Raw genomic sequence first — 23,029 nt, 5'->3', positions numbered from 1 at the left:
ACAGCTCGGCACCAGCGTCCCGTTGCCCGGCATTGGCCTGTACGCTCTCTTGACATCACTTCATTATACAATATACAATAATGTATATTAAATTGAAAGAGAACAGCGCCATGAACGCCGCACAAATCAATGATCGACTGACAGTATCGGCCCAACCGGATACGGCCGCCTTCGCTGGCTTTGCGGAGCGTGGCTTCGTGGCGGTCATCAATGCTCGTCCGGAGGGTGAAGAGGAGGGTCAACCCGGTAATGCCGCCGAGGCCGCCGCCGCCCGCGCTGCCGGTCTCGGTTATACTTTCCTGCCGGTCACCAACTCCGCCATTACCGACGCGGATATCGAGGCCTTTCAGAAAACGTTGAAAGATGCGAAAGGGCCGGTCCTTGCTCATTGCAAGAGCGGCACTCGCGCGCTGGCGCTCTATGCAATCGGTGAGGTGCTCGACGGGCAAATGAAGCGCGAAGATGTGGTGGCCTTCGGCAAGGGTCACGGGTTTGACCTGACGGGCGCGGCCAACTGGCTCGCCCGAAAAGAGAAGAAAATACCTCGTGTAAGGGGCTTCTACGACGCGCGCACCGGCAGCGTCCAGTATGTCGTCAGCGACCCGGCAACTCGGGCTTGCGCCATCATCGATCCTGTCCTGGATTTCGACGAAAAATCCGGCGCCACCGCAACCCTCAACGCCGATGCGATCCTGGATTACGTGCGTGCCGAAGAGCTCGCCGTTGAGTGGATTCTCGATACCCATCCCCATGCCGATCATTTCACGGCAGCCTCCTACCTAAAGGAGAGGACCGGCGCATCGACCGCGATAGGCTCGCGTGTGGTTGACGTCCAGAAGCTCTGGAAAGATATCTACAATCAGCCGGATATGGCTGCCGACGGTTCGCAATGGGATCGGATATTTGCCGATGGCGACACGTTCAAGATCGGCAATCTTGAGGGTCATGTGATATTCTCGCCCGGCCATACGCTTGCTTCCGTCACCTATGTCATCGGCGACGCAGCCTTCATTCACGACACGATATTCATGCCCGATTCGGGTACGGCGCGGACCGATTTCCCGGGCGGCAGTGCCAAGGCTTTGTGGAGTTCCATTCAGAAGATCCTGGCGCTTCCCAATGATACGCGCCTGTTCACCGGCCACGATTATCAACCTGGCGGTCGAAACCCGAAATGGGAGAGCACGGTCGATGAGCAGAAGCGGTCCAATCCGCATCTCGCCGACATGACGGAAGACCGATTTGTAGCGCTGCGCGAAGCGCGCGACCGGACACTGCCCATGCCGAAGCTGATCCTCCACGCACTTCAGATAAATGTGCAGGCTGGTCGCTTGCCGGAGCCTGAGGGCAATGGGCGCCGTTATCTCAAATTCCCGCTCGACGCATTGCAGGGGGCTACATGGTAACGGACATCGAAAAATCGGTTCTCTTTACCATGTCGCTCGAGGACATGGCGAGGCGGTCGGCCGAGGTCGCATCCCTCCTGCGGACATTGGCGCATCCCATGCGGCTGATACTCGCATGCACCCTGGCCGAAGGCGAATATTCGGTCAGCGAATTGGAGGAAAAACTCGACATCCATCAGCCCAATCTATCGCAACAGCTCGGCGTGTTGCGCGAAGCGGGTGTTGTCGAGACCCGTCGAGAGGCCAAGCAGATCTTCTACCGATTGACGGAGGAAAAAGCCACGCAGCTTATCGAAGCGCTCTATTCGATCTTCTGTCTGCAAGAGCAAAGGTCATGACCCCATACTGGCCCGCACTCCTTGGCGGCATGCTGCTCGGCCTGTCGGCGGTGCTCCTCCTGTTCGTCAATGGCCGGATTGCAGGTGTCAGCGGCATTGTCGGTCGCCTTCTCGGCGATCGCTTAAATGCAGCGAGCTAGAGCAATTCCAAGAAAAGTGCGCAGCGGTTTTCCGTCCGGAATTGCGAGAAGACAAAGGGATAGAGCGGTTCAGAGATTTCGTGAAAAGCTGAACCGCTCTATCAGAAAGAACGCGTGGCACGCATCGGGCGTTTACCGGCTGTCCTCGCCGCCATTTGCCAGCGGAACGAACAATCCGAGTTTCACATCCCGCAGCACCACATTCGTATGCATGCGGCGGATTTGGGGATTCTCCGCCATGATCAAGGCGGCAATATCGTCATAGTGTTCGACATCGCGGGCGGTGACGATCGCAATGAGGTCGACGGCGCCGGTGACGTAGTAGACCTGCTGGATGTGATCTTGCTTCTCCGCCCAAAGGCGGAACTTGGCAAGCGCATCATAGTTATCCCGCTCGATCTCCATGCCGACGATGAAGACCATCGAGGTTCCGGTCGCCTTGCGGTCCACGACCGCAATTTCCGCCTTGATGATGCCATCCTCGCGCAGCCGTTTCAGGCGCCGCTGCACGGCGGAAGTCGAAAGGCCAACCTCGTCGGCGATTGCTTCGGCGGTGAGCTGACAGTTGCGTTGGACGATATCGAGGATATCGCGATCAAAGCGATCCAGATTTTCCATCCCATTCCTCTGGCCGGTCGGTGAAATTGCGTGGCGACATCTCTATTCTATCACAAAAGATGCGATTAAAATAGATTTTTGCTTTTTTTATGCAAAATGATCGCAAATTGCGCGCAAATTTCGCTCATCTTCGCGATATTCTCCGCAAATTGTCTTTATCGGAATTATGCATGGCAGAACTGTCCTCTCAGGCACTTTGTGTGGAAGATCTTCACAAAAGCTTTGGTCCACACGAAGTCCTCAAAGGCGTTTCAACCACGGCCAGGCAAGGGGATGTCATTGCCATCATCGGCTCGTCCGGTTCCGGCAAGAGCACGTTTCTGCGATGCATAAACCTGCTCGAAATGCCCGACCGCGGACGCATCGTCGTCAATGGCGAGGAAATCGCTTTGAGGCAGGCACGCCAGGGACGGACGCAGCCGAAAAGCTGGCGACAGATCGAGCGGATCCGCAGGGGCCTCGGCATGGTATTCCAGAGCTTCAATCTCTGGCCGCATATGACCGTTCTCGAAAACGTCATCGAGGCGCCGGTGCATGTTCTGGGCGTCCCTCGCCGCGAAGCAATCGAAAAGGCAGAGGCTCTTCTGGATAAGGTTGGGCTTTATGACAAGCGCGAGGCCTATCCGGCCTTTCTCTCCGGAGGTCAGCAGCAAAGGGCAGCGATCGCCCGCGCACTTTGCATCGACCCGGCGGTAATGCTCTTCGACGAGCCGACATCGGCGCTCGACCCGGAACTGGTGGGTGAAGTGCTCAAGGTCATCCGCGATCTCGCGGAAGAAGGCCGAACCATGCTGCTGGTGACCCACGAGATGCGTTTTGCCCGCGACGTCTCGAGCCACGTTCTTTTCCTGCACCAGGGACGGATCGAGGAAGAAGGCGCGCCGGAACAGGTCTTCGATGCTCCCCTCAGCGCCCGCTGCCGGGAATTCACCGGCATGCTTTCTGCCTGATCTTCACCACAACACCGACAACAACACCAGGAGAACCCCACACATGAAACTGCTTCCCATGCTGCTTGCCGGCGTAACGCTTGCCCTTTCCACCATCACGGCGCAGGCCGAGGTCCGCTTCGGCATCATGAATGAATCCTATCCGCCATTCTTCGCCAAGGATGCCGCCGGCAAATGGCAGGGCTGGGAAATCGACATGATGGACGCCGTCTGCGAACAGATGAAGGAAAAGTGCTCGATCGTCGAGCTTTCCTGGGACGGTCTCATTCCGGCGCTTCAGAGCAAGAAGTTCGATGTGATCTGGTCGTCGATGTCGAATACGGCGGAGCGTTCGAAGGTCATCGATTTCACCGACAAATATTACAATACGCCGAGCACGCTGATCGGTCCGAAGGACCAGAAGGCGGGAGCGGCGGCAGACGATGTCAAGGGCAAGACCATCGGCATCCAGGTGTCGACCATCCAGTCGGAATACTACAAGAAGTACTTTGCCAAGGTCGCGGAAGAAAAGACCTACCAGACGCTCGACGAGGCATTTCAGGACCTCGCCGCCGGCCGCATCGACTATGTCTTCGGCGATTCACTTGCTCTCGACGCCTTCCTGAAGAGCGATGGCGGCAAGGATTGCTGCGCCAAGATGGGTGACGTCGCCGACGACAAGGAAGTCCTCGGAGCCGGCGTTTCCGGCGGCTTGCGCAAGGAAGACACCGCGCTCAAGGCAAAGCTCAATACGGCCATCGCCGCGGTGCGCGCCAGCGGCAAATATGACGAAATCAGCAAGAAGTATTTCAGCTTCGACATCTACGGCGCCAAGTAAACGACCGCAGCGATGGCGATCTCCCAACAAGGCATTCTCGACCTGCTCTCCCCCTATCCGCCCGGATGGGGTGGCGTGCTGTTGACGGGAGCCGCCTCCACGGTCGCCATCTCCGCCGGCGCTTTTCTGATAGGCCTTCTTCTCGGTATCGGCGGCGCGCTGGGCAAGCTTTCCGGCATCAGGCCGCTCGGCCTTTTGCTGGAACTCTACACCACCACCATCCGCGCGGTCCCCGAGCTGATCCTGATCGTCGGGCTTTACTATGCGGGGATGGACGGCCTCAACCGGATCTTCGCGGCGCTCAATTTGCCGCCTTTCGAATTGAATGGCTTTGCCGTCGCCGTCGCCGTACTCGGCTTCGTGCAGGGCGCTTACATGACGGAGGTGCTGCGCGGCGCGATCCTTGCCATTCCCGTCGGCCAAGTCGAGGCGGCAAAGGCTTTCGGCATGGGACCGCGTCTACGTTTCCGCCGCATCATCCTGCCGGCCCTGCTGCCGAACGCGCTGCCCGGCCTTGCCAATCTTTGGATGTCGGTCACCAAGGACAGCGCCCTCGTCGCGGTCGTCGGCTACCAAGAGCTCGCTCTCGCCACGCGTCTCGCCGGCGCGAGCACCAAGCATTACTTCATCTTTTTCCTGGCCTCCGCCCTCATCTACCTCGCCCTCACCCTCGTCTCGAACACCGTGTTCAGGCTGATCGAGCGTCGCGTGCGACGTGGCCAACCAAAGCCTGCGTGAGGAGAGACGGCATGACCTTCTCATGGATAGATTCCTATTGGCCGCTTCTGTTGACCGGAGCCTGGCAGACGCTGTCGTTGCTTGCGATTTCCGTCGTCTTCGGCTTCATCATCGCAATCGGCCTTGCCTTCGCGCAGATCAGCAGCAATCGCCTTCTGCGATATTTCGCCAGCGGCTATTGCACCTTCTTCCGGGGCACGCCGCTGCTGATCCAGCTCTGGCTGCTCTATTACGGCATCGGTTCTCTTTTGCCGATGATCCCCGGTATTCGCCAGAGCCTGCTTTGGCCGATCTTGCGAGAGGGCTTTTTCTTCGCCGCCGTCAGCTTCACGCTGAACTATGCGGCTTACGAAGCGGAGGTGCTGCGCGGCGCATTGCTTGCCGTTCCGAAAGGCGAGCTGGAGGCGGGACGCGCATTCGGCATGCGGCCGTTCACGCTGACGCGGCGCATCTGGCTGCCGCGCGCCATTCGCATCGCATTGCCGACGATCGGCGGCGAAATCGTCATGCAGCTGAAAGCGACGCCGCTGGCTTTCACCGTCACGGTGATGGATCTCTATGCTGTTGCCACCAAGGTGCGTCAGGACACGCTGCTCGTCTACGAACCGCTTGTTGTCGTGACCATCTTCTATCTCATCATCACCGCCATCATCGCACGAGCCTTCCGCTTCCTGGAGGCGCAGGTTCCCGTGCGGCGCTAACCGGGGCGCGCCTCTCCGCATCCCGACCTTTCTGGAGATCCCATTTATGAGCAAACTCTTGATCCTCGACGGCGGCATGAGCCGCGAACTCCTTCGCCTCGGGGCCGAGCTGAAGCAGCCGGAATGGTCGGCGCTGGCGCTGATCAACTCGCCCGAAATTGTCCGGCAGGTCCATGACGAATTCATCGCCGCCGGCTCCGACGTCATCACCACCAACAGCTACGCGCTCGTGCCATTCCATATCGGTGAAGAACGGTTCCGGAAGGAAGGAGCGGATCTGATTGCGCGCGCGGGACAATTGGCGCGTGACGCCACCGATGCGTGCGAAGATCGAAAAATTCTGGTTGCCGGTTCCTTGCCGCCGATCTTCGGTTCCTACGAGCCGCAGAACTTCGATCCGTCTCGGGTCCAGAACTATCTCAAGATTCTGGTGGCAAATCTCAATCCCTATGTCGATGTGTGGCTCGGCGAAACCCTCAGCCTGATTGCCGAAGGGGAAGCCGTTCGCACCGCGGTCGCCGAAACCGGCAAGCCGTTCTGGGTCTCGTTCACTTTGGCGGATGACGCGGCCCAGCGGGGCGGCGCCTCTCCCGCGCTCCGTTCCGGAGAGACGGTAGAGGATGCGGCTCGATGGGCTGCTTCGTCTGGCGCGGAAGCGCTTCTGTTCAATTGCAGCAAGCCGGAAGTCATGCGGGCGGCGGTCGAGGCGGCGGGACAGGTCTTCAGGAGCAGCGGCTCTACCCTCCAGATCGGCGTCTATGCCAATGCCTTCGAGGGGGAACAGGGCGAATCCGCCGCCAACGAAGGCTTGCATGCGACCCGTGACGATCTGAACGATGACGCCTATTCGCGCTTTGCCTGTTCATGGGTCGATGCCGGCGCAACCATGGTCGGCGGTTGCTGCGGGATTGGCGCGGGACACATTCACCAGCTGAAGCGATCCCTCATGCATTCCGTTGAGGCGGCAGGCAATTCCTGACATATATGCACGAGGGCGACTTGCCAGCGTGGATACAGCGTCATGAATGGATCAATACCGGAAAAAGGTAGGATGCGTGCACCCGCGGGCTCGGTTACCGGGCTTTGCTCTGCATCCGCGACCATGTTTGCAGTGGGCATGGCCTTCCTGGGCTATTGGGGCGTGTATGAACACGGAGACTGGCGCGTATCCGATTATTTCGTAGTGGTTTTGGCCATCATCGGATTTGCAGCGCTCGGCTGCGTGCCCTGGATTGTGACCACGCCTGTCGCGGAAGAGGATGCGGAGAAAGTGGTCGAGGCCAGGCGAGCGTTGGCGCTGGGAATAGTCTTGATCTGGCTATCCGTCTGCACAGCGGTATTCGCCTGAGCCATGCAGTGCGCCGTAACTATGAGACGGCGCAGGAGCCTGTCTCCAGCGCCGTCTCACGCTACCGCAGCAAAGCCTGAACAGGCTTATTTCTTGTCACTCAAGGCGGCAATCCGGTCGACCGCTGCGGAAAAGCCCTGTAGCGATATTTGAAAACCTAGCGCATTGCCGCCGTCGGCGACGACCTTGAGGTTCAAGCGCGAGCCGGTGCGCAATTTGGCAAGCGTTGCCGCGTCGAGCGGAAGCAAGGCAATGCAGCCGTTGGGCAAACAGGTGCGAAAGCGCACTGGCTTCAAGGGCGGCTGATCATCGATATTCGGCGTCACGCCGGAGTCTAGAACAATGCCGAATGGCAGCAGAAGTGTCGCGAGCCCGCTGCCGTCGGGACGCAGCTGCAATTCGACGGCAAGCAGCCTTTGACCATTCTGCTGGGTTTGATCTTGCGAAACCGTGCATACCGACGCCTTGTCGCGTTGGCTGCATGCCACGCGCCAGTCCTGATAGGACTCCTGCAGGCTCGAGGCACCGTTTGGCAGCGCCGATTGAGCAAAGGCTGAGGACGCAAGCGTCAGAGCGACACTCGCGCAGGCAAAGGCGAGCATTGCCCGAAATATGCCGGCTGTTCGAGATGAAATGGACGTCGAAATTGTCAAGGGATAAGCTCTTTCTGCTTGGAGCGGGACATTTCTGCGGCCTGGTGCCGCAAAGCACCAGGGTGAGGAGCCAAACCAGTACCGACCGTCGCGAGCACGAACCTTACGCTTTCGCGGTCACAATTGTGGTTACGTGCACACCCACTCGCGGACAGCGCATCGGGAGCCCGAGGCCTCGCATGCCTTCAGTGCAAGATCTTCAGCTTCCTTGCGCGTCGGTGCCGAATTTGCGCTCCATGGCGTCGCCCGCTCGCGTTTTTCCTTGCCGACGGCAAGGGCGCCGCAATGATTGTACGGAAAGCCGGTCTTGTCGTCATCATCCCAGTGCCGGTGATTGCGGAATACGCTGACCACGACGCAGCTGTTACCCTTGTCCCGCTCGCAATGCTTGAGCGCGATGTCCATGGCTTCCTGGCGTTTGTCGGCGCCCCAGAAGAAACCGTATTTCTCGTCGGGCGCGGAATAGGCGATGGCCGCCCAAATGCCGCGTTCGTCCGGCGGAGGCGCTGGCGGCTGCTCTGTCGTAAAGAGATCGGCTGCCCCCAGGTGGCCGATAGAGACAAACAGCATGCCGATCGCCGCAATGGCGGATCTCAATTTCATTTTGAGCTCCCTTGTTTTCCTGCTGCCGAGGCCACGGAAATGACGACGCAGCCGTTTCCGGTCGGCAGAAGCATCGCATCGCCGCCATCCTGGCCGAGTTCGTAGACCCCGATCGGCCCGAGATTGTTGACGAGCTTGCTTCCATTCGGGAACTTGGCCGAAATTTCCGGACAAGAGCCTGTAAACGGTGCCACGCGTACCATCGATCCTTCGCAGCCGGATGCGACGGGTGCTGCGAATACGATGCCGGCGGCCGGACCGCTATAGCCCTGTGAGGCATAGCTCATGCCGACAAGCGCCTGCACCGCATGCTTGTCGGCCGCCTCGTTGTTCCAGATCGATTGAACATTGTATTGGGTGCCACTTGTCAGCAGCTGTCCGAGAACCGGAAAGATGGTCGAGCAGGACTGCAGGCCGGCCTTTTTGGCGTGCTGCAGAAACGGCGTGTCCGGCAGCGCCGGATTGGCGTCGTTCGCCGCGGCGACCGCCGGCTGCGATAGAAGGCTGCCGATCATGTCGTAGCGGGCCACGGCGTAGCCGGCACCGGCGGCGATTGCAATTGCAAACAACGAGAGAAGGGTCGCCTTCCGCCATCTCCGCTGCGGTTTCGCTTGATCGCTGGCCAGGTTCTGAATGGCGGTGTCGTTGCTGTTGCGGGACATGATGCGCTCGTGGATTGATTGCTGGTTCATTGAAAATCCGTCCGTCACTTTATCGCCTTAACGGCGGTAGAAAGGCCCTTGAGGTTTGCAGTCACGCTGATCGTCTGCCCATCCGCCGTCGGATAGGAGATCACCGGCGCGGTACTCTTCGAAATCTGCTCCCGCATCATCGGACCGATCGGCAGCATGCCGACGCAAACCGTTTGGCTGCAGCCATCGAGCTTGACTTGTACAGGCTCGTTGCGGCCCTCGAACTTCACCGAGATGCGTCCGTCGCTCCTGGCAACCGGGGCAGTGCGCAAGATCATGTAGGGCTCGCCCCCTTTGGTGGCGGCGAGCGACCAGCTGAACGCAATCTGCCCCCGCTCGTTCTCGATGATCTGGGTGACGTTGCAAACCTTCTGGCGGACCTTCAGGTTTTCATCGCAAATCAGGTTCCAATTTTCGAACGGACGAATGGTTCTCTGATATTCACCAGGCTTCAGCCCCTGAGGAACGACGACCTCGGAAGGCCTTATGCGATAGTTTGGGAGGGCATCCTCCTGCCCGGCCGCAAAGGGGCCGAACAGGAGGATGCAAGCCATGAAAGCCGGGACGCCTAAAAGCGCTCCTTTAAGCATCACGGCCTCAGTTCAAGGTGAAGCTGAGACCAGCGCCGACGCCCACCTGGCCGCCAGCCGCCGTACCCGACAAGTTGCCGCGAATGCGCCCGTCTTCGCTGGTATAGCCCGCACCGAAGGCGAGAGCCCCTTCACCCCGCCAGACGCCGCCGCCGACAGCCACGCTCAGCTTGCCAGGACGGTCGTCATAGCGAAGCGATGCGGCGGCAAGCCCTATCGCGGCCGCCTGTCTTGCTTCCGACCGTACGTCGCCGAGCTCCTGGTTCAGTTTCCCGAACTTCTGGTCCGTATAGTTGTTAGCCGCGGTCAATGTGTTGCCGACGGCGGTATCCGTATACGATTTGCCCTGGTTGAAGCTGTCGGTCAACTGAGCGACATTGACGGCATCGGTGGGAGCGACACCCTTGCCGACATTGGAGATGACCACCGGCGCATTGACGTCGCCGCCCTGCAGCGTGATGCTGTTCTTCTTGCTGCCATCAGGATTGAGGTCATAGGTGACGGCGTTCTTGGTAATCGTGCCGACACCCGTCTGCAGGCTGTTGATCGCCTGATTGGTGGCAAAAAGCTGCGATCCGTTGATGGCATCGGTGCTGCTGTCAGAGATGCGGCCGGCGGCGACGTTCGTGATGGTTCTTTCAGCCCCTTGAGAACCCACACTCACCGTTCCGACTGGCGCGGTGCCGGCAAAGTTGTAGTGCTGACCCTGGATGTCGGTACCGGTGGTCGGGACGGCAGCCTGTGTTGTGGAACCAGAGCCCAGGGCCACATCATTGGCATTGTTGGCCTGCGCGCCCTGACCGAGGGCGACCGCACCCTGCCCTACTGCGGCGGATCCAAGTCCTGCTGCCAAGCTGCTCACGCCGCTGGCGACACTCTGAGGACCGATCGCGACGCTGTCAGTGCCGCCTGCCACGGAATCTGCGAGCGTGGAGTTGGCATGGAAGTATTTGATGCCGCCGCCACTGGTGATGTTGGTCAATGTATTGTTGACCGCACCGAAGGCATCGTAAACCGTGGTGTAGTTGTTGCCCTGAACATTATAGGTCGGGCCGGTGATCGAGCCATCCGGATTGACCGTCGTGCCGCCGCCGATCAGGTTGGTAATGTTGGTACCGAGACCCTTGAGCTGGCTGACGTTCACGCCATCGGTATCGGCCGAACCGGCTGCCAGATTGGTCAGCTTGCGCACCGATCCGGCCGAGCCGATCGACACTTCACCGACTGAGGTTTGCGGGCCTGTGAGGGCAAAGCCGGTATAGCCCGCCTCAGCGCCCACGGTCGTCACGGATTGTGCGCCGAGAGCGACGCTGTTGATGTTGTTGGCCTGCGCGCCTGCGCCCAATGCGACCGACTGTACGCCTGCCGCCAGCGAGTTGGTGCCGAGTGCAACACCGTCGGCGAGCATGACGTGGGCATTCTGGCCGATGGCCGTGCCGCCGGGCGCCACCTGATCGACGACCGCGCCATTGCCGATGCCGATGCCGTTGTCACCATTGACGATGGTGGTCGGGCCGACCGCCACCGACTCCGCACCCACGGCAAGCGAGTCGCCGGCGGCCGAGTTCGCATGGAAGTACTTGCTCGGCGTTGCCGCCACCGAAGCGATGGCACCCTGAAGCTGGCGAACCGTGACGGCATCCTGCGCGCTGCTACCGTCAGCCACATTGGTGATCTGCCGATAGGCCGTGCTCGAACCGACCGAGACTGCGCCCAACAGGGTCTTGTCCGTCGTATTGTACTGGATGAAGTTCGTCGGGCCTGCCGGGAGCTGGCCGGAGGCCGGGGCAAGTACCCGATCGGCAACCGATCCCGAACCAAGGGCCACGCCGCCGACGATGGTGGATTGGCTATTCATGCCGAGCGCGAGCGAATTGTCGGCGATCGAGGTGGCGTTATAGCCGACGGCCGTGGAACCGATCCCCTGAGCGGAGGAGTCGCTGACCGCAAGCGTCCTATCGTTGGTGCGTACGTAGCGGATGCCATCACCATTTGCGTCGGTATAGGCCGTCGACGTGTCACCGGCAATATTGTTGATGGTATTGCCGAGATTGGTCAGGTTGCCGTTGATGGTGGTGATGTCGGTGGTGTTCTGCGTCACCTGCTGGTTGGTGGCGAAGAGCTGCGAACCGTTGATGGCATCCGTCGAACCATTGTTGAGGCGGCCCGCCGCGACATTGGTGATGGTGCGCTCGGCACCGACGGCGCCGACGCTGACCGTGGAGGCCGGCGTCGTACCGGCGAAGTTGTAGGTGGTGGTGCCGATCACCGTGCTGGCCGTGCCGACGGCGACGTCCGTCACCGAGCCCGAACCGAGCGCTACCGAGCCCGCATTGCCTGCAGTGGCGTTGACGCCCAGCGCGAGTGCATCCGCGGCGCTGGCATTCGCTTGTTTGCCGAGAGCGGTCGATTGAGCGCCGGTGGCAAAGGCGTTCTGGCCGACTGCGGTGCTGGAGATGGCTGTCGCATTGGCATTGGGGCCGATAGCGGTGCTGTAGTCACCGGTGGCCTGGGATATGTATCCGAACGCCGCCGCGTCGAGGCCGGAGGCCGTCGCACCGTTGCCGGCCGCGATGGCGTTCGCCCCCGCCGCAATCGAAAGAGGTCCGATCGCGACCGAGTCCGCACCGGTCGCCGACGAGTCTGCCGCCGTCGAATTGGCATGGAAGTACTTAATGCCGCCGCCGACGTTGATGTTGTTGAGCTGTGTGCCTATGGCGTCGACCGCCTGGTTGGTGGCAAAGAGCTGCGAACCGTTGACGGCGTCGGTGGACGACCCGCTGACCCGGCCCGCCGCAACATTGGTGATGGTGCGCTCGGCACCCACGGCGCCGACGCTGACCGTCGAAGCCGGTGTCGTGCCCTGGTAGGCATAAGTCGTGCCGTTGACCACCCCGCTGGCGGTGCCGACCGCGACGTCGGTCACCGAGCCCGAGCCGAGCGCCACGTCGCCTGCGTTGTTGGCAACGGAAAGGGCACCCAACGCCAGCGCGTTCTGAGCACCGGCATTCGCTCCTGCGCCGAGAGCGCTCGCCTGAACGCCGGTAGCAAACGCGTTCTGGCCGATCGCGGTGCTGGACGTGGCTGTCGCATTGGCATTGGGGCCGATGGCGGTGCTGTAGTCACCCGTGGCCTTGGATATGTATCCCAACGCCGCCGCGTCGAGGCCGGAGGCCGTCGCGCCGTTGCCGGCGGCGATGGCGTTCGCCCCTGCCGCAACCGAGAGAGGTCCGATCGCGACCGAGTCCGCACCCGTCGCAGATGAGTCCGCCGCCGCCGAGTTGGCGTGGAAATACTTGATGCCAACGCCGGTGTTGATGTTGTTGATCGCGGTCGTGTTCAGGTCAACCTGCTGGTTGGTCGCGAAGAGCTGCGAGCCGTTGACGGCGTCCGTCGAACCGTTGTTGAGCCTGCCTGCTGCTACGTTGGTGATGGTGCGCTCGGCACCCAGCGCGCCCACACTCACCGTCGAGGTTGGTGTCGTGCCGGCGAAATTATAGGTATTGCCGCCGATCACCGCACTGGCGGTGCCGACCGCTGCGAGGGTCGATGAGCCCGAACCCAGGGCCACATCGCCGGAATTCGCTGTTGCCGTCGCGCCGTTACCCAATGCGACATTGCCGACGAAACCGGAGGCACCCGCCGTGGAACCGTTGCCGAGCGCAACCGAGCCCTGGCCGATCGCCTTGTTGTTGTTACCGATCGCGACCGCGCCCGCCGCCTGATTGGCGGCGGTAGCGCTTGCCGTGCCATCGCTGTTAGCGATGTTGTTGGCACCGCCGGTAAAGGCGCCCGTGCCGCTGGCATAGCTCGGATCGCCGATCGCGACCGCGCCGTCGCCGTAAGCGGTGTTGCCGGAGCCGATGGAGACGGCCTTGCCGCCGGTGGCCGTCGCGTTCTTGCCCATCGCGACCGCTTCGGCGGAATCGGCCTTTGCGCTCGAGCCGACGGCGATAGTGTCGGCCGCCGTCGCGCTGGCGAGGACACCGACCGCGGTCGCACGATCTCCCGACGCCGTGGTGCTCAGGCCGAGGCCAGTGGACCAGGTACCTGTTGCCTGGCTCGCGATGCCGAGAGCCGTGCCGCCCTGCCCCGTGGCGACTGCACTATTGCCGATTGCGGTCGCTTCGAACGATGTGAAGCCGCCGGGAAGCGCCGTGCCCGAAGCGCCGCTCGCATTGGAGTTAGCGCCGATGGCGATCGGTGAACCGCTGCCCGTGGCGATGGCTTTGGCGCCAATGCCCATGGCGATGGCCCCGGCGCCGGGAAGGCCGCCGGAGGCAGTCGCTCCATTGCCTATCGCAACCGCCGCTCCTGACTGCGCGTTAGCCTGGTTGCCGAGCGCCACAGACTGTGCACCGGCCGAGCTGGCGCTGACGCCGGCAGCGAGCGAATTGTCGCCTGCCGCAACAGTTCCAGATCCGTATGCGGACGCGTTTGTACCACTGGCGGCAGCCTGGCGTCCTGTGGCAGTCGAATTGTCACCGCTGGCATTGGCACCGCCGCCCGTCGCAACCGATAGAACACCAGCGGCGCTCGCGTTATTGCCGAGCGCGACGCTCGAGGTCCCCGTGCTGGCGACGGTTGCGCCCGAGCCTATCGCTACAGCACCACCGCCGGCGAGCGTCTGCGCCTGGTTACCCAAGGCAACCCCGAAGGCTCCCGATGCAACGGTGCTGGCGCCGGCTGCGACAGAGTTAACGCCCGATGCAGCGGCTTGCTTACCAAGGGCGAGCGAGCTGTCCCCGCTGGCGACGGAGGCCCAACCACCCGCAAAAGCATAGCTGTTGGTGGCGCCGGCGCTGACGCCAACCGCTGTCGAGTTCCCTCCAGAAGCCGTGGAAAAGGTGCCCAAGGCGCTGGCGCCGGCTGCGATGGCGTTGGACTGAACGCCAAGCGCTAACGTGTTGACGTTATTTGAGATCGCGCCGCTGCCGATCGCGACCGCGCCGCCAGTACCCGTGGCCTTTGCATTCAGACCGAAAGCCAGGCCATATTGCGCTGACGAAACGGCCTGGCGGCCTATCGCAATGGCATCGACCTGGGAAGCCGTGACATCCGTTCCGATGGCGATGGCGCTCTGTGCTCTGGCGCCTGCCGTCGCAACGGTGTTAGACCCTAGATTGACGGCGTTTAGCTGCGATGCGACCGTTCCGAAGCCGATGGCGACGCCATTCTGGCCGCCTGCGTTCGAACCGGAGCCCTCGGCAATGGCATCGGAACCGGACGCGACGGAGCTGGATCCGATCGAGATGGCGCGAACACCCGTCGCAGATCCGCCGCCGCCGACAAATTGTGCCTGTGCCGGAGCAACCTGAAGCGCGGACACCGCCAGCACTGCAACACCCGCCAAGAGGGCCCGCTTACCCTGCGCGGCGAAGGCGCTCGGATAGCTTTCGATAGAGGAGACGCTGCCCGTCCCTGGTGCGCCAATTCCGAGATCTTTGCGGCGCATGCCGAGCACGCGAGACGCCATCCGCAGTACAGCCATCAAGCGGCGCCGGAGGGACCGATCGGCGCGATCGGCTGAAACGGAGTTTCCAGCAAATCCGCTACGAGATTTAGTCTGCAGATGTTCCCCAATGCATTCCCTCATGCTGCCTTCTCCTCGTTGTTGACTGAACGACTAAGCACGCCTGGATCCGCATCTGCGGCCGCGTCGTCATTGAAATTCCGCATTTCCCGAAGTGTTTGCCCCATCTTGGCACTTTGGCTTTCGAGCTGCTCACGCAGGCTTTCGACCCATGGCTCCGTCGGCGCCGGGACGGTATGCAATGCGGCTTCAGCCCGATCGGGAGGAAGCTTCATCGCCACCAGGGCGCGGCAGACATCGAAATGGAAGGAAGGCTCCCCTTCCCCATAGGCCGGGGAGGTCAAACCAAGGACAAGGCAGGCAAATAGATAATCGAGTTCAGCGCCGGTGAGGCGGCTGGCATATCGTTGTTGCAAGGCAGACCAGGCCACCTCGACTTTCGGAGCAAAGATTTCAAATTCGGGGAATTGAATGTCCATAGCGCACCGGATAGTTACCGTCAGCGACCATGATCTTATTTTCGCATAAGCGTATTTTAGAAAATTCCGGATTTTTTTTAGAAAATTACGGTTTTTCGCTTTGGCGGTTGCACCTGTAGCCGTTTTGCCACACGTACCGCAGGCTGTTTTGCACGGGCACCGGGGATCGCTTGATATGCATACCCGGACAAGAACTTTTCAGCTGCAGGCAGCCTCTATCCCTCGGCATATCCGAGAGATAGAGCACTTGCTAAAATGAAAATCGGCTTCGGGCTGAAACGAGCGAGACTTCTACCGCCTATGTTTGCCGCCTATGGTCCGCCACGCCTATCGCGCGAATCGGAGTTCTGTCGGTGTTTTTCCGCGATATCTCTTCATGGTTGTGGCCAGATGGCTTTGATCCGAGAAACCGGTCATGTAGGCGATTTCCGCGATGGAGACTTCGCCTGCCGCGAGCAGCTCTTCCGCCATGTCCAGGCGTAGATTGATGACATAGCGATGCGGCGGCATGCCGAACGTTTTGGCAAACCTCACGATGAAGTGATTGGGAGAAATGCCGGCGACCGCAGCAAGCTCCGCGACATGTACCTTTTCGGTAAAATGCTCGCGAAGATATTCCTGCACGCGTCGAGCGCTTTTGGCGGAAAGCCCGCCTTTTGGCGAAGGAAGCTGTTTCATGCGGCTTGTATAGGTGCGAAGCAGATGTGTGCTGAATAACGTAACCAATGAATCCAGATAGAGTTCATTCGAAATTGCTTTCCCGGTTAACTCGACTGAGATTCTCTGCGCTATGCCGAGGGCCACTGGATCGACGGTGCCGAAATCAGGCGGCTGGAGTTCCACGTTGCCAAGATCGAACTCCTGGAGCGCTAATTCGGACAGAACGTCAGGAGGAATGGCGACGACAAGATTTGTTCTGGTTTCCTGCCAGGCAAGGGTACTATCCACCCCGGCGGGATTGACCACGATACAGCCAACCGGCGCATCGTACTCAGTGATTCGGTCGCTGCCGAGAGAGGCTCGCAAGCCACGCATGGGGGCCAGCACGATTCCCACTGCATGTTCCCTGGCAAAGAACGTTTGCGATCCGGGATTGCGAACGGAGTTTATGACGCTCCCCCGCGTGGAGGCCTTTCTCGGCCCCGCACTCTCAGGGATTATGTCGAATACATATCGATCGGCCCGCTCCCGGACCTCACCCGCAAATCTCATTATGCATCGCCCGCCCCTGACGAAATTTCATGGACGCGAGAAACAGGCAAAAGTAACAATCCTTGATTGCAACCTCAATTTCCCAACCCTGCTCGCTCAACGCCGCTGCAAATCAGCCTATAGCGCGGAATTAAATAGTATAAATTACTGAGTTTTGAAGGGGAAATATTCACATGGTAAAGAAAGAATAAGGCGCTAAGCGCTTCTTTTATTAGTCGGCTCGAATGGATCCGCCACAATTCAACAGAGGGCTGTTCTCGGGCTGTATTTTATTTCGCGTTGGAGTAGAAAAATAATCAGCGGCTATTGCCGCGGCTAAAGATCGCCACGCCGCTTTTCATGCAAATCCCACGCAACATCCGCCATCGCCAGAAGGACATCCCTCTCGTTCCATCCAGCTGCAACCGCGGCTCGGACAATTTCACTAACGATAGGCAGCAATTGGCGTTGGCACTCGTTCGAAATGTCCTCAGAGCCGTTCCCTTTAGGTGGCTCGCTAAAATTGAATTCGACCATTATCACTCTCTCGGGACTACTATATGTCTGCTATCACATTCCTAATGTAAAATAAATCCGGAAGAAGGTATAAAGATGTTCGCAAGGCTAGTCCCCAATCACACTACTGCTTTGCTGCGATCAATCCGACCTTGATCACGACAAACAGCACCATATCACTAGGAAACTCAGGGGTTACGCTGCCATAGTTACCAGAAAAATTGAAAACTATTCTATCATTGGGACAGGATCGTGGCACAAGGCACAGCAATATGTACCTGATTGGTGAATTACCGAAGCCGATCGGAAAGCAGAAATTTTGCCGGTGAATTCCGGCACAGTCGGCGGCCGGACAACGGCAAGACACGCCTTATCTGTTCTCAGAACGGACCGCCTATTTCTCCGCCTGCGATCGCCTTATGCCGGGAACGTGCGGTAGCTGTTCGGCCAGAAACTCCACCAGCAGCCTCACACGCGCAATACTGGTCCGTTCCGGCGCAATAAGCATGTTCAACGGCACCGGCGGCGGCGTGTAGTCGGGCAGGATCGTTTCGAGGCGACCGTCCGCGAGAAGATCGTCCACCAGCCAGATATGGGCCGGACCAAAGCCGCGGGCTACCGCAAGGGCTTCGCGCGCGGCAAGTCCGTGATCCACCTCAAGCCGCCCGCCGAACGGCACGATGCAGCGTTTATCTCCCGCCCGTTCGAGCACGAGATCTTCGCTCCCGGCAATGTTCGACATGCGGACGCCCTCATGACCCTTGAGTTCCTCGGGCGTCGTCGGCCGGCCATGTCTTGCCAGATAGGCGGGAGACGCGACGAGAACACGCCGGCTCTGGCCGATCGCCCGCAGCTTCATGGAACTATCGGCGAGCGGGCCGAGGCGCAGCGCAATATCCACCCCCTCGCGGACGAGATCGATGCGCTCATCGGTCAGGCTGAGATCGACCGCGATCTCGGGGTAGCGGTCCTGGAAGGCGAAGATCAATCGGCTGACGTGCCGGACGCCGAGCGCGGCCGTGCACGAAATGCGAACCGTGCCGGCATGGGCGCCCTGCGCGCTTCGCGCTTCATCGGTCGCCTGTTCCACTAGGCGCAGGATTTGGATGACATCGGCATAGTAGCGGCTGCCTTCCTCCGTCAGCGTGACGCGGCGGGTCGTCCGGCTCAGCAGCGCCACGCCCAGGGCATCCTCAAGCTCGCGCACATGCCGCGTGATGCTCGACTGGCCGACGTTCAGCTCGCGCGCCACGACCGACAGGTTCCCGCGCTCGGCGACGCGAACGAAGCTGCGGATGCGTTCGAGCGTAATGTCTGATCTATCCATTATTCGGCATTATCCTATCCATTCCCTCCATATAACGCATTAGTCTGGCATGGTCTATCTTGGGATGAAACTATCGCCAACAAGCAGGTGTTCGTCATGAATGTGCTCATCGTTTTCGCCCACCCAGAACCGAAATCCCTTTCGGCATCGCTCCGCGACGTCGCCGTCCAAGAGCTGGAAGCAGCCGGACATACGGTTCAGGTTTCCGATCTCTATGCCATGCGGTGGAAATCCGAGATCGATCGCGCCGACTTTCCTTCTTTGGCTCCCGACGACCGGCTTCTGCCGGTTGCGGCCTCCAAACATGCTTTCGACAGCGACACGCTCACGGACGATGTCAAGGCAGAGATCGAGAAACTTCTCTGGGCCGATACATTGATCCTCCAGTTTCCGCTCTGGTGGTTCACCATGCCCGCTATCTTGAAAGGCTGGGTCGATCGCGTGTTCGCATACGGCTTCGCCTATGGTGTCGGCGAACACAGCGACAAGCGCTGGGGTGATCGCTATGGCGAGGGAACGCTGGTCGGCAAGCGTGCCATGTTGATGGTGACGGCAGGCGGTTGGCAGGAACATTATTCGCCGCGCGGCGTCAACGGCTCCATCGATGACCTGCTGTTCCCGATCAACCACGGCATCCTTTATTATCCGGGCTATGACGTACTGCCGCCTTTCGTGACCTATAGTACCGATCGCTTCAACGAAACGCGCTTCGAAGCCGCCGCCGAAAGTCTGCGCGACCGGCTGCGAACCCTTGAGACAACGCGTCCTATTCCTTACCGGCGTCAAAATGGCGGGGATTATCATATCCCGACCATGCAACTGCGCGCGGAGCTGGGCGATCCGGGAGCATCAGCTTTTGCGCTTCACCTGAAAGATGCCGCCGACGCTGATCCGGGTTTCCAGCATTCTGAAGCGCTCGCCGGATGGAAGGTCCGGTCATAAATCCACACGAACCGGCGTCCCGTATCAGGCTGCCCGGCACCTCAAGGCGCCGGTCTTCCTTCGCGACCGAGCGCATATTCGTCGCCCTCGGTCGCCCACCACTGCTTGCCGGTGGATTAGAGGATCTGGTCAATGCCCATTCCCGGTCCGTCAAATCACTTGAAAAACGAAGCGCGCCTCGGTTATGCTCATATCGAGCAATAGCAGCCCAGGTATCGGGCTCTCAGGGACAGGCTCGGCCTGTTCTGAATTCACTCGATGAGGATTTTTAATGATCCATGAAATGCGCATCTATACTTGCTTGCCCGGCAAGCTGCCAGCGCTCCAGGAGCGTTTCGAAACGGCGACGCTGGCGATCTGGGACCGGCTCGGCATCCGCCCCCTCGGTTTCTGGACGACGATGATCGGGCCTTCCAGCTATGACCTCATCTATTTCCTCGAATGGCAATCCCTGGAGGAGCGCGAGCGGAAATGGGGGGAATTCCTGGCTGATCCAGCCTGGAAGGAGGCTAGGGCAAAGAGCGAGGCGCCGGGCCAGATCGTTGCCAATATCGCCAGCTCGATCCTGCAGCCGACTGGATTCTTTCGCCCCTTTACCTCCGTCGAGGCCGATGGTTGAATACGGATAGAAACAATACCGCCAAGCCCACGGAGACGAAGGACTGGTAATGATTTCGCTCATGGGAGAGGGCCTGAAACGTACCGTCATCTATGTGGCACTTCTCAATCTCGGCTATTTCGGCGTTGAATTCCTGGTGGCATTGTCGATCGGCTCAGTCTCTCTATTGGCCGACAGTGTCGACTTTCTTGAAGACGCCTCCGTCAATCTGCTGATCGCCATCGCGCTCGGCTGGAGCGCCCGCAATCGTGCCCGCCTCGGCATGGCGCTCGCCGGCATATTGCTGGTTCCGGGGCTCGCCACCGTGTGGACCGCCTGGCAGAAGTTCATGACCCCCGTCGCACCCGATCCGCTGCCGCTGACATTGACGGGCCTGGGCGCGCTTGTTGTCAATCTTTCCTGCGCGGTGATGCTCACCCGCTACCGTCACCATGGCGGCAGCCTTACACGCGCGGCGTTTCTGTCCGCCCGCAATGATGCTCTTGCAAACATCGCCATCATTGCCGCGGGTCTTGTGACAGCCTTTGTCTGGCGTTCCGCCTGGCCTGACCTCATCGTCGGGCTGGCGATCGCCGCGATGAATGCCGATGCCGCCCGCGAGGTGTGGAGCGCCGCACGCAACGAGCACCAAACCGCCCAGCCGTAGAAACCCGCCCGCCGCTCAGCCTGGACGATGATGCATGATGAGGACGATCAATGACCGGCGCTGGTCTCGGCGCTAGCCGTTGTCAGCGATCGACGAAGCTCGGACAGAGCTGGAACATAGAGCGGACTTAAGGTCGCCGCGAAAGTCGCTGCAAGGTGGTCGGCGTCCTTGTACAGCGGCAGGCCGTTTCGCACAGCATCGCAACGGCCGTTGCTGCAGATGGAAGGCAGCGGATCGATGATCGTCGCGCCGTATTTCGCGGCAAGACGGCTCAGGATCGCGTGCGGGAGCGCCTGCCGCTTCTCGATATAGTCCAATGGCGGCGCGAGATCCGTCGATGTGCCTTGTATCATCGCCTTGGCGACGGCCTCCGGCATATAGCGCCCCATCTCGGGAACATCCGAGATCAGCACGACTTTGGTTCCCTGCCTGGTCAAATCAGCCAGCAGATCATCCAGCGTTTGGACGATCGAAGCGGATCGATCCTCCAGCGGCGGCGGCACCGATGGATCGAAATACGGACCCTGGTTCGGCATTTCGGCGTCATGAACATATTTGGGCCAATAGGCGGCCAGGAAGACCAGCGGAACGTGCTGCGACGCGATCAGATCCCGCACGGCCCCATTGAACTTGCCGCAGCGCTCGGTATCGCCGCGCGCCGTGAGCTGAACTCCCGGCAACGGCGGACACGACGCATGTCCCGCGAACAGGCCGGTGATGCCGACTTGGGCCGCGGCGGCATCGATGGCAGGAGCCATGGCCCCGGAATGGGAGTCTCCCCATACAAGGAAGGATGGCTTGCCCGAACCTTCTGGGCCGAGCAGACAAAGCTTGCCGGCGCGGATATCTGCCTCGGACGGCGCCGTCGCATCGGAATCGGCGAAACACGGCGGCAGGCTGAAACGGCTCTGATCGTAGGTGGAAGCATAGACCTTCCGCACATCCGCCGACAGCCGATCCGGGACGCCGCCATGATGTGCGACATAGTCTCCGAGCCCGGTAGCGACAATCACGACTATCACCGCGCCGGCAAAGAGCGGCAAGCGCTTCATTAGGCTGCCGCGCCCGCGAAACGGCTGTTCGATGAAGCGCCATGAGATGACGGCGGCGGCAAGCGACGCCGCAACGATCGCACCACTTTGCAACAGGGAAAGCTCCCGTCCGGTCATCTCGCGGCTGAAGACGATGATCGGCCAGTGCCACAGATAAAGGGAATAGGAGATTAGCCCTGCAAAGACCATCGGTCTGGATCGCAGAAGGCGGCTCGCCGCCCCTCGTTCAGCACGCGCATGGATGACCAGTGCCGCGCCAAGACAGGGCAGCAGCGCCGCCGGACCCGGAAATAGGGTCTTGTCGCTGAAGCCGAATATGGCAATGGCGATCAGAAGGACGCCCGCAGCCGCCAATCCCGCCCGCATCTCGGGCGCCTTCGGCATCGGTATGACACCGAAGGCCAGCAGTGCGCCGAGAAGAAGCTCCCAGGCGCGAAACTGAAGCAGATAGAATGCCTCGGCTTGAGACTGGAACAACGTCCAGGTGCTCGCCACAAACGAAACGACCAGCAATCCCGCCAAAATCAGCGTGGCATGCCGCCGGGCAAACCGGGTGACGACGATCAGCAGCAGCGGGAAAAGAATATAAAACTGCTCTTCGACGGCAAGCGACCAGGTGTGCAGCAGCGGCTTCATCTGCGCGCCGATATCGAAGTAACCACTTTCCTTCTCGAACTGGATATTCGATGTGAAGAGGGCCGCCGCCTTCAGGCTGCGCGCGAAATAGGCGAATTCGGCCGGCATCAGCAGCCACCACGCCGCGATGAAAGAGGCAGCCAGGACCGCAAACAGCGCCGGGAAAATCCGACGGATGCGGCGCTCATAGAACCGCACCAGACTGAATTCGCCTCGAGCGATCTCGTTCGAAATCAACGACGCCATCAGAAAGCCCGAGATGACGAAAAATACGTCGACGCCAACGAAGCCGCCGCTGAAACCGGGAATGCCCGCGTGATAGAGAACGACCGGAATGATCGCTAGAGCTCGCAGGCCATCGATATCGCGGCGATAGGTGAGGCTGCTGGGCTCATATCCGTGGACGGGCGTCGTGGAAGACGAGCGCCTAAGAACAAGATTCAAAATCAATTCTCCAAGTCTGACGATACGCGCATACAGCCGCAACGTGTCGC

At 60.3% G+C, this 23,029-nt stretch carries 21 protein-coding genes and 2 pseudogenes; 12 read left to right on the top strand and 11 right to left on the bottom strand.

Annotation, left to right across the window (positions count from 1 at the left end; all coding sequences use genetic code 11):
* The first annotated feature begins 110 nt into the window (after positions 1-110).
* From blh to ACPYOP_RS03640, 3 genes and pseudogenes are all read left to right on the top strand, one after another.
* A complete protein-coding gene (gene blh / locus ACPYOP_RS03650) occupies positions 111-1,406 on the top strand; it encodes a bifunctional sulfur transferase/dioxygenase Blh (RefSeq protein WP_481409027.1) in 1,296 nt (431 codons plus the stop codon).
* A complete protein-coding gene (bigR, locus tag ACPYOP_RS03645; protein ID WP_481409026.1) occupies positions 1,400-1,744 on the top strand; it encodes a sulfite-sensing transcriptional repressor BigR in 345 nt (114 codons plus the stop codon). The genes blh and bigR overlap by 7 nt, the downstream gene beginning before the upstream one ends.
* Positions 1,741-1,860: pseudogene (locus tag ACPYOP_RS03640) on the top strand (YeeE/YedE family protein); the annotation flags it as partial. The gene bigR and the pseudogene ACPYOP_RS03640, both read left to right, overlap by 4 nt.
* 156 nt (positions 1,861-2,016) lie before the next feature.
* On the opposite strand, the gene ACPYOP_RS03635 reads toward ACPYOP_RS03640, so the two are convergent.
* On the bottom strand, positions 2,017-2,502 hold the full coding sequence (locus ACPYOP_RS03635) for an Lrp/AsnC family transcriptional regulator (RefSeq protein ID WP_481409025.1): 486 nt from the start codon (positions 2,500-2,502) through the stop codon (positions 2,017-2,019).
* A gap of 170 nt (positions 2,503-2,672) precedes the next feature.
* Here ACPYOP_RS03635 and ACPYOP_RS03630 point away from each other — a divergent pair, with 170 nt between their 5' ends.
* From ACPYOP_RS03630 to ACPYOP_RS03605, 6 genes are all read left to right on the top strand, one after another.
* The gene (locus ACPYOP_RS03630) at positions 2,673-3,452 is read left to right on the top strand and encodes an ABC transporter ATP-binding protein (RefSeq protein ID WP_481409024.1); all 780 of its coding nucleotides are present in this window, start codon (positions 2,673-2,675) and stop codon (positions 3,450-3,452) included.
* Positions 3,453-3,495: 43 nt separating this feature from the next.
* Positions 3,496-4,269 (top strand): transporter substrate-binding domain-containing protein, encoded by a 774-nt coding sequence (locus ACPYOP_RS03625; protein ID WP_481409023.1) that lies wholly within the window; start codon positions 3,496-3,498, stop codon positions 4,267-4,269.
* Positions 4,270-4,281: 12 nt separating this feature from the next.
* On the top strand, positions 4,282-5,007 hold the full coding sequence (locus tag ACPYOP_RS03620) for an ABC transporter permease (protein ID WP_481409022.1): 726 nt from the start codon (positions 4,282-4,284) through the stop codon (positions 5,005-5,007).
* Between the two features lie 11 nt (positions 5,008-5,018).
* Complete coding sequence (locus ACPYOP_RS03615; RefSeq protein ID WP_481409021.1) at positions 5,019-5,708, top strand: ABC transporter permease; 690 nt, start codon at positions 5,019-5,021, stop codon at positions 5,706-5,708.
* Between the two features lie 46 nt (positions 5,709-5,754).
* Positions 5,755-6,687 (top strand): homocysteine S-methyltransferase family protein, encoded by a 933-nt coding sequence (locus ACPYOP_RS03610; RefSeq protein ID WP_481409020.1) that lies wholly within the window; start codon positions 5,755-5,757, stop codon positions 6,685-6,687.
* Between the two features lie 72 nt (positions 6,688-6,759).
* Positions 6,760-7,056, top strand: a complete 297-nt coding sequence (locus ACPYOP_RS03605; protein WP_481409019.1) for a hypothetical protein — start codon at positions 6,760-6,762, stop codon at positions 7,054-7,056.
* A gap of 86 nt (positions 7,057-7,142) precedes the next feature.
* On the opposite strand, the gene ACPYOP_RS03600 is transcribed toward ACPYOP_RS03605, so the two are convergent.
* The 8 genes from ACPYOP_RS03600 to ACPYOP_RS03565 all read right to left on the bottom strand — a co-directional run bounded on the left by ACPYOP_RS03600 (position 7,143) and on the right by ACPYOP_RS03565 (position 18,640).
* Positions 7,143-7,658, bottom strand: a complete 516-nt coding sequence (locus ACPYOP_RS03600; RefSeq protein ID WP_481409018.1) for an invasion associated locus B family protein — start codon at positions 7,656-7,658, stop codon at positions 7,143-7,145.
* Between the two features lie 180 nt (positions 7,659-7,838).
* The gene (locus tag ACPYOP_RS03595) at positions 7,839-8,312 is read right to left on the bottom strand and encodes a DUF4189 domain-containing protein (RefSeq protein ID WP_481409017.1); all 474 of its coding nucleotides are present in this window, start codon (positions 8,310-8,312) and stop codon (positions 7,839-7,841) included.
* Positions 8,309-9,004 carry a hypothetical protein gene (locus ACPYOP_RS03590; RefSeq protein ID WP_481409016.1) on the bottom strand — a complete coding sequence of 232 codons (696 nt, stop codon included), beginning with the start codon at positions 9,002-9,004 and terminating at the stop codon, positions 8,309-8,311. The genes ACPYOP_RS03595 and ACPYOP_RS03590 overlap by 4 nt, the downstream gene beginning before the upstream one ends.
* Before the next feature lie 14 nt (positions 9,005-9,018).
* Positions 9,019-9,594 carry an invasion associated locus B family protein gene (locus tag ACPYOP_RS03585; protein ID WP_481409015.1) on the bottom strand — a complete coding sequence of 192 codons (576 nt, stop codon included), beginning with the start codon at positions 9,592-9,594 and terminating at the stop codon, positions 9,019-9,021.
* A 7-nt stretch (positions 9,595-9,601) separates the two neighbouring features.
* Positions 9,602-15,085 carry a YadA-like family protein gene (locus ACPYOP_RS03580; protein WP_481409014.1) on the bottom strand — a complete coding sequence of 1,828 codons (5,484 nt, stop codon included), beginning with the start codon at positions 15,083-15,085 and terminating at the stop codon, positions 9,602-9,604.
* Between the two features lie 101 nt (positions 15,086-15,186).
* A complete protein-coding gene (locus tag ACPYOP_RS03575; protein WP_481409013.1) occupies positions 15,187-15,606 on the bottom strand; it encodes a hypothetical protein in 420 nt (139 codons plus the stop codon).
* 327 nt (positions 15,607-15,933) lie between these two features.
* Positions 15,934-16,818: a helix-turn-helix domain-containing protein gene (locus tag ACPYOP_RS03570; protein ID WP_481409012.1), complete on the bottom strand. Its 885-nt coding sequence runs from the start codon at positions 16,816-16,818 to the stop codon at positions 15,934-15,936.
* A gap of 889 nt (positions 16,819-17,707) precedes the next feature.
* Positions 17,708-18,640, bottom strand: a complete 933-nt coding sequence (locus tag ACPYOP_RS03565; protein ID WP_481409011.1) for a LysR family transcriptional regulator — start codon at positions 18,638-18,640, stop codon at positions 17,708-17,710.
* Between the two features lie 96 nt (positions 18,641-18,736).
* On the opposite strand from ACPYOP_RS03565, the gene ACPYOP_RS03560 reads away from it, so the two are divergent.
* Positions 18,737-19,582, top strand: a complete 846-nt coding sequence (locus ACPYOP_RS03560; RefSeq protein WP_481409010.1) for an NAD(P)H-dependent oxidoreductase — start codon at positions 18,737-18,739, stop codon at positions 19,580-19,582.
* A 64-nt stretch (positions 19,583-19,646) separates the two neighbouring features.
* Here the strand turns inward: ACPYOP_RS03560 and ACPYOP_RS03555 are convergent.
* Positions 19,647-19,784, bottom strand: a pseudogene (locus ACPYOP_RS03555) (IS5/IS1182 family transposase); the annotation flags it as partial.
* Positions 19,785-19,853: 69 nt separating this feature from the next.
* On the opposite strand from ACPYOP_RS03555, the gene ACPYOP_RS03550 reads away from it, so the two are divergent.
* The gene (locus ACPYOP_RS03550) at positions 19,854-20,201 is read left to right on the top strand and encodes an NIPSNAP family protein (RefSeq protein ID WP_481409009.1); all 348 of its coding nucleotides are present in this window, start codon (positions 19,854-19,856) and stop codon (positions 20,199-20,201) included.
* Between the two features lie 49 nt (positions 20,202-20,250).
* Positions 20,251-20,847 (top strand): cation efflux transmembrane domain-containing protein, encoded by a 597-nt coding sequence (locus ACPYOP_RS03545; RefSeq protein WP_481409008.1) that lies wholly within the window; start codon positions 20,251-20,253, stop codon positions 20,845-20,847.
* A gap of 47 nt (positions 20,848-20,894) precedes the next feature.
* Here the strand turns inward: ACPYOP_RS03545 and ACPYOP_RS03540 are convergent, their stop codons facing one another.
* Positions 20,895-22,979 carry an acyltransferase family protein gene (locus ACPYOP_RS03540; RefSeq protein WP_481409007.1) on the bottom strand — a complete coding sequence of 695 codons (2,085 nt, stop codon included), beginning with the start codon at positions 22,977-22,979 and terminating at the stop codon, positions 20,895-20,897.
* Positions 22,980-23,029: the final 50 nt, after the last annotated feature.

It is taken from the genome of Rhizobium sp. KNZ2-6A (assembly GCF_056755475.1).
The sequence above is the reverse complement of the archived record's forward strand: the minus strand, read 5'-3'. Positions and strand labels throughout refer to the sequence as shown.

Coding starts and splice junctions, on each gene's coding strand:
- blh (WP_481409027.1), top strand. CDS start 111: ATGAACGCCGCACAAATCAATGATCGACTGACAGTATCGGCCCAACCG.
- bigR (WP_481409026.1), top strand. CDS start 1,400: ATGGTAACGGACATCGAAAAATCGGTTCTCTTTACCATGTCGCTCGAG.
- ACPYOP_RS03635 (WP_481409025.1), bottom strand. CDS start 2,502: ATGGAAAATCTGGATCGCTTTGATCGCGATATCCTCGATATCGTCCAA.
- ACPYOP_RS03630 (WP_481409024.1), top strand. CDS start 2,673: ATGGCAGAACTGTCCTCTCAGGCACTTTGTGTGGAAGATCTTCACAAA.
- ACPYOP_RS03625 (WP_481409023.1), top strand. CDS start 3,496: ATGAAACTGCTTCCCATGCTGCTTGCCGGCGTAACGCTTGCCCTTTCC.
- ACPYOP_RS03620 (WP_481409022.1), top strand. CDS start 4,282: ATGGCGATCTCCCAACAAGGCATTCTCGACCTGCTCTCCCCCTATCCG.
- ACPYOP_RS03615 (WP_481409021.1), top strand. CDS start 5,019: ATGACCTTCTCATGGATAGATTCCTATTGGCCGCTTCTGTTGACCGGA.
- ACPYOP_RS03610 (WP_481409020.1), top strand. CDS start 5,755: ATGAGCAAACTCTTGATCCTCGACGGCGGCATGAGCCGCGAACTCCTT.
- ACPYOP_RS03605 (WP_481409019.1), top strand. CDS start 6,760: ATGCGTGCACCCGCGGGCTCGGTTACCGGGCTTTGCTCTGCATCCGCG.
- ACPYOP_RS03600 (WP_481409018.1), bottom strand. CDS start 7,658: ATGCTCGCCTTTGCCTGCGCGAGTGTCGCTCTGACGCTTGCGTCCTCA.
- ACPYOP_RS03595 (WP_481409017.1), bottom strand. CDS start 8,312: ATGAAATTGAGATCCGCCATTGCGGCGATCGGCATGCTGTTTGTCTCT.
- ACPYOP_RS03590 (WP_481409016.1), bottom strand. CDS start 9,004: ATGAACCAGCAATCAATCCACGAGCGCATCATGTCCCGCAACAGCAAC.
- ACPYOP_RS03585 (WP_481409015.1), bottom strand. CDS start 9,594: ATGCTTAAAGGAGCGCTTTTAGGCGTCCCGGCTTTCATGGCTTGCATC.
- ACPYOP_RS03580 (WP_481409014.1), bottom strand. CDS start 15,085: ATGGCTGTACTGCGGATGGCGTCTCGCGTGCTCGGCATGCGCCGCAAA.
- ACPYOP_RS03575 (WP_481409013.1), bottom strand. CDS start 15,606: ATGGACATTCAATTCCCCGAATTTGAAATCTTTGCTCCGAAAGTCGAG.
- ACPYOP_RS03570 (WP_481409012.1), bottom strand. CDS start 16,818: ATGAGATTTGCGGGTGAGGTCCGGGAGCGGGCCGATCGATATGTATTC.
- ACPYOP_RS03565 (WP_481409011.1), bottom strand. CDS start 18,640: ATGGATAGATCAGACATTACGCTCGAACGCATCCGCAGCTTCGTTCGC.
- ACPYOP_RS03560 (WP_481409010.1), top strand. CDS start 18,737: ATGAATGTGCTCATCGTTTTCGCCCACCCAGAACCGAAATCCCTTTCG.
- ACPYOP_RS03550 (WP_481409009.1), top strand. CDS start 19,854: ATGATCCATGAAATGCGCATCTATACTTGCTTGCCCGGCAAGCTGCCA.
- ACPYOP_RS03545 (WP_481409008.1), top strand. CDS start 20,251: ATGATTTCGCTCATGGGAGAGGGCCTGAAACGTACCGTCATCTATGTG.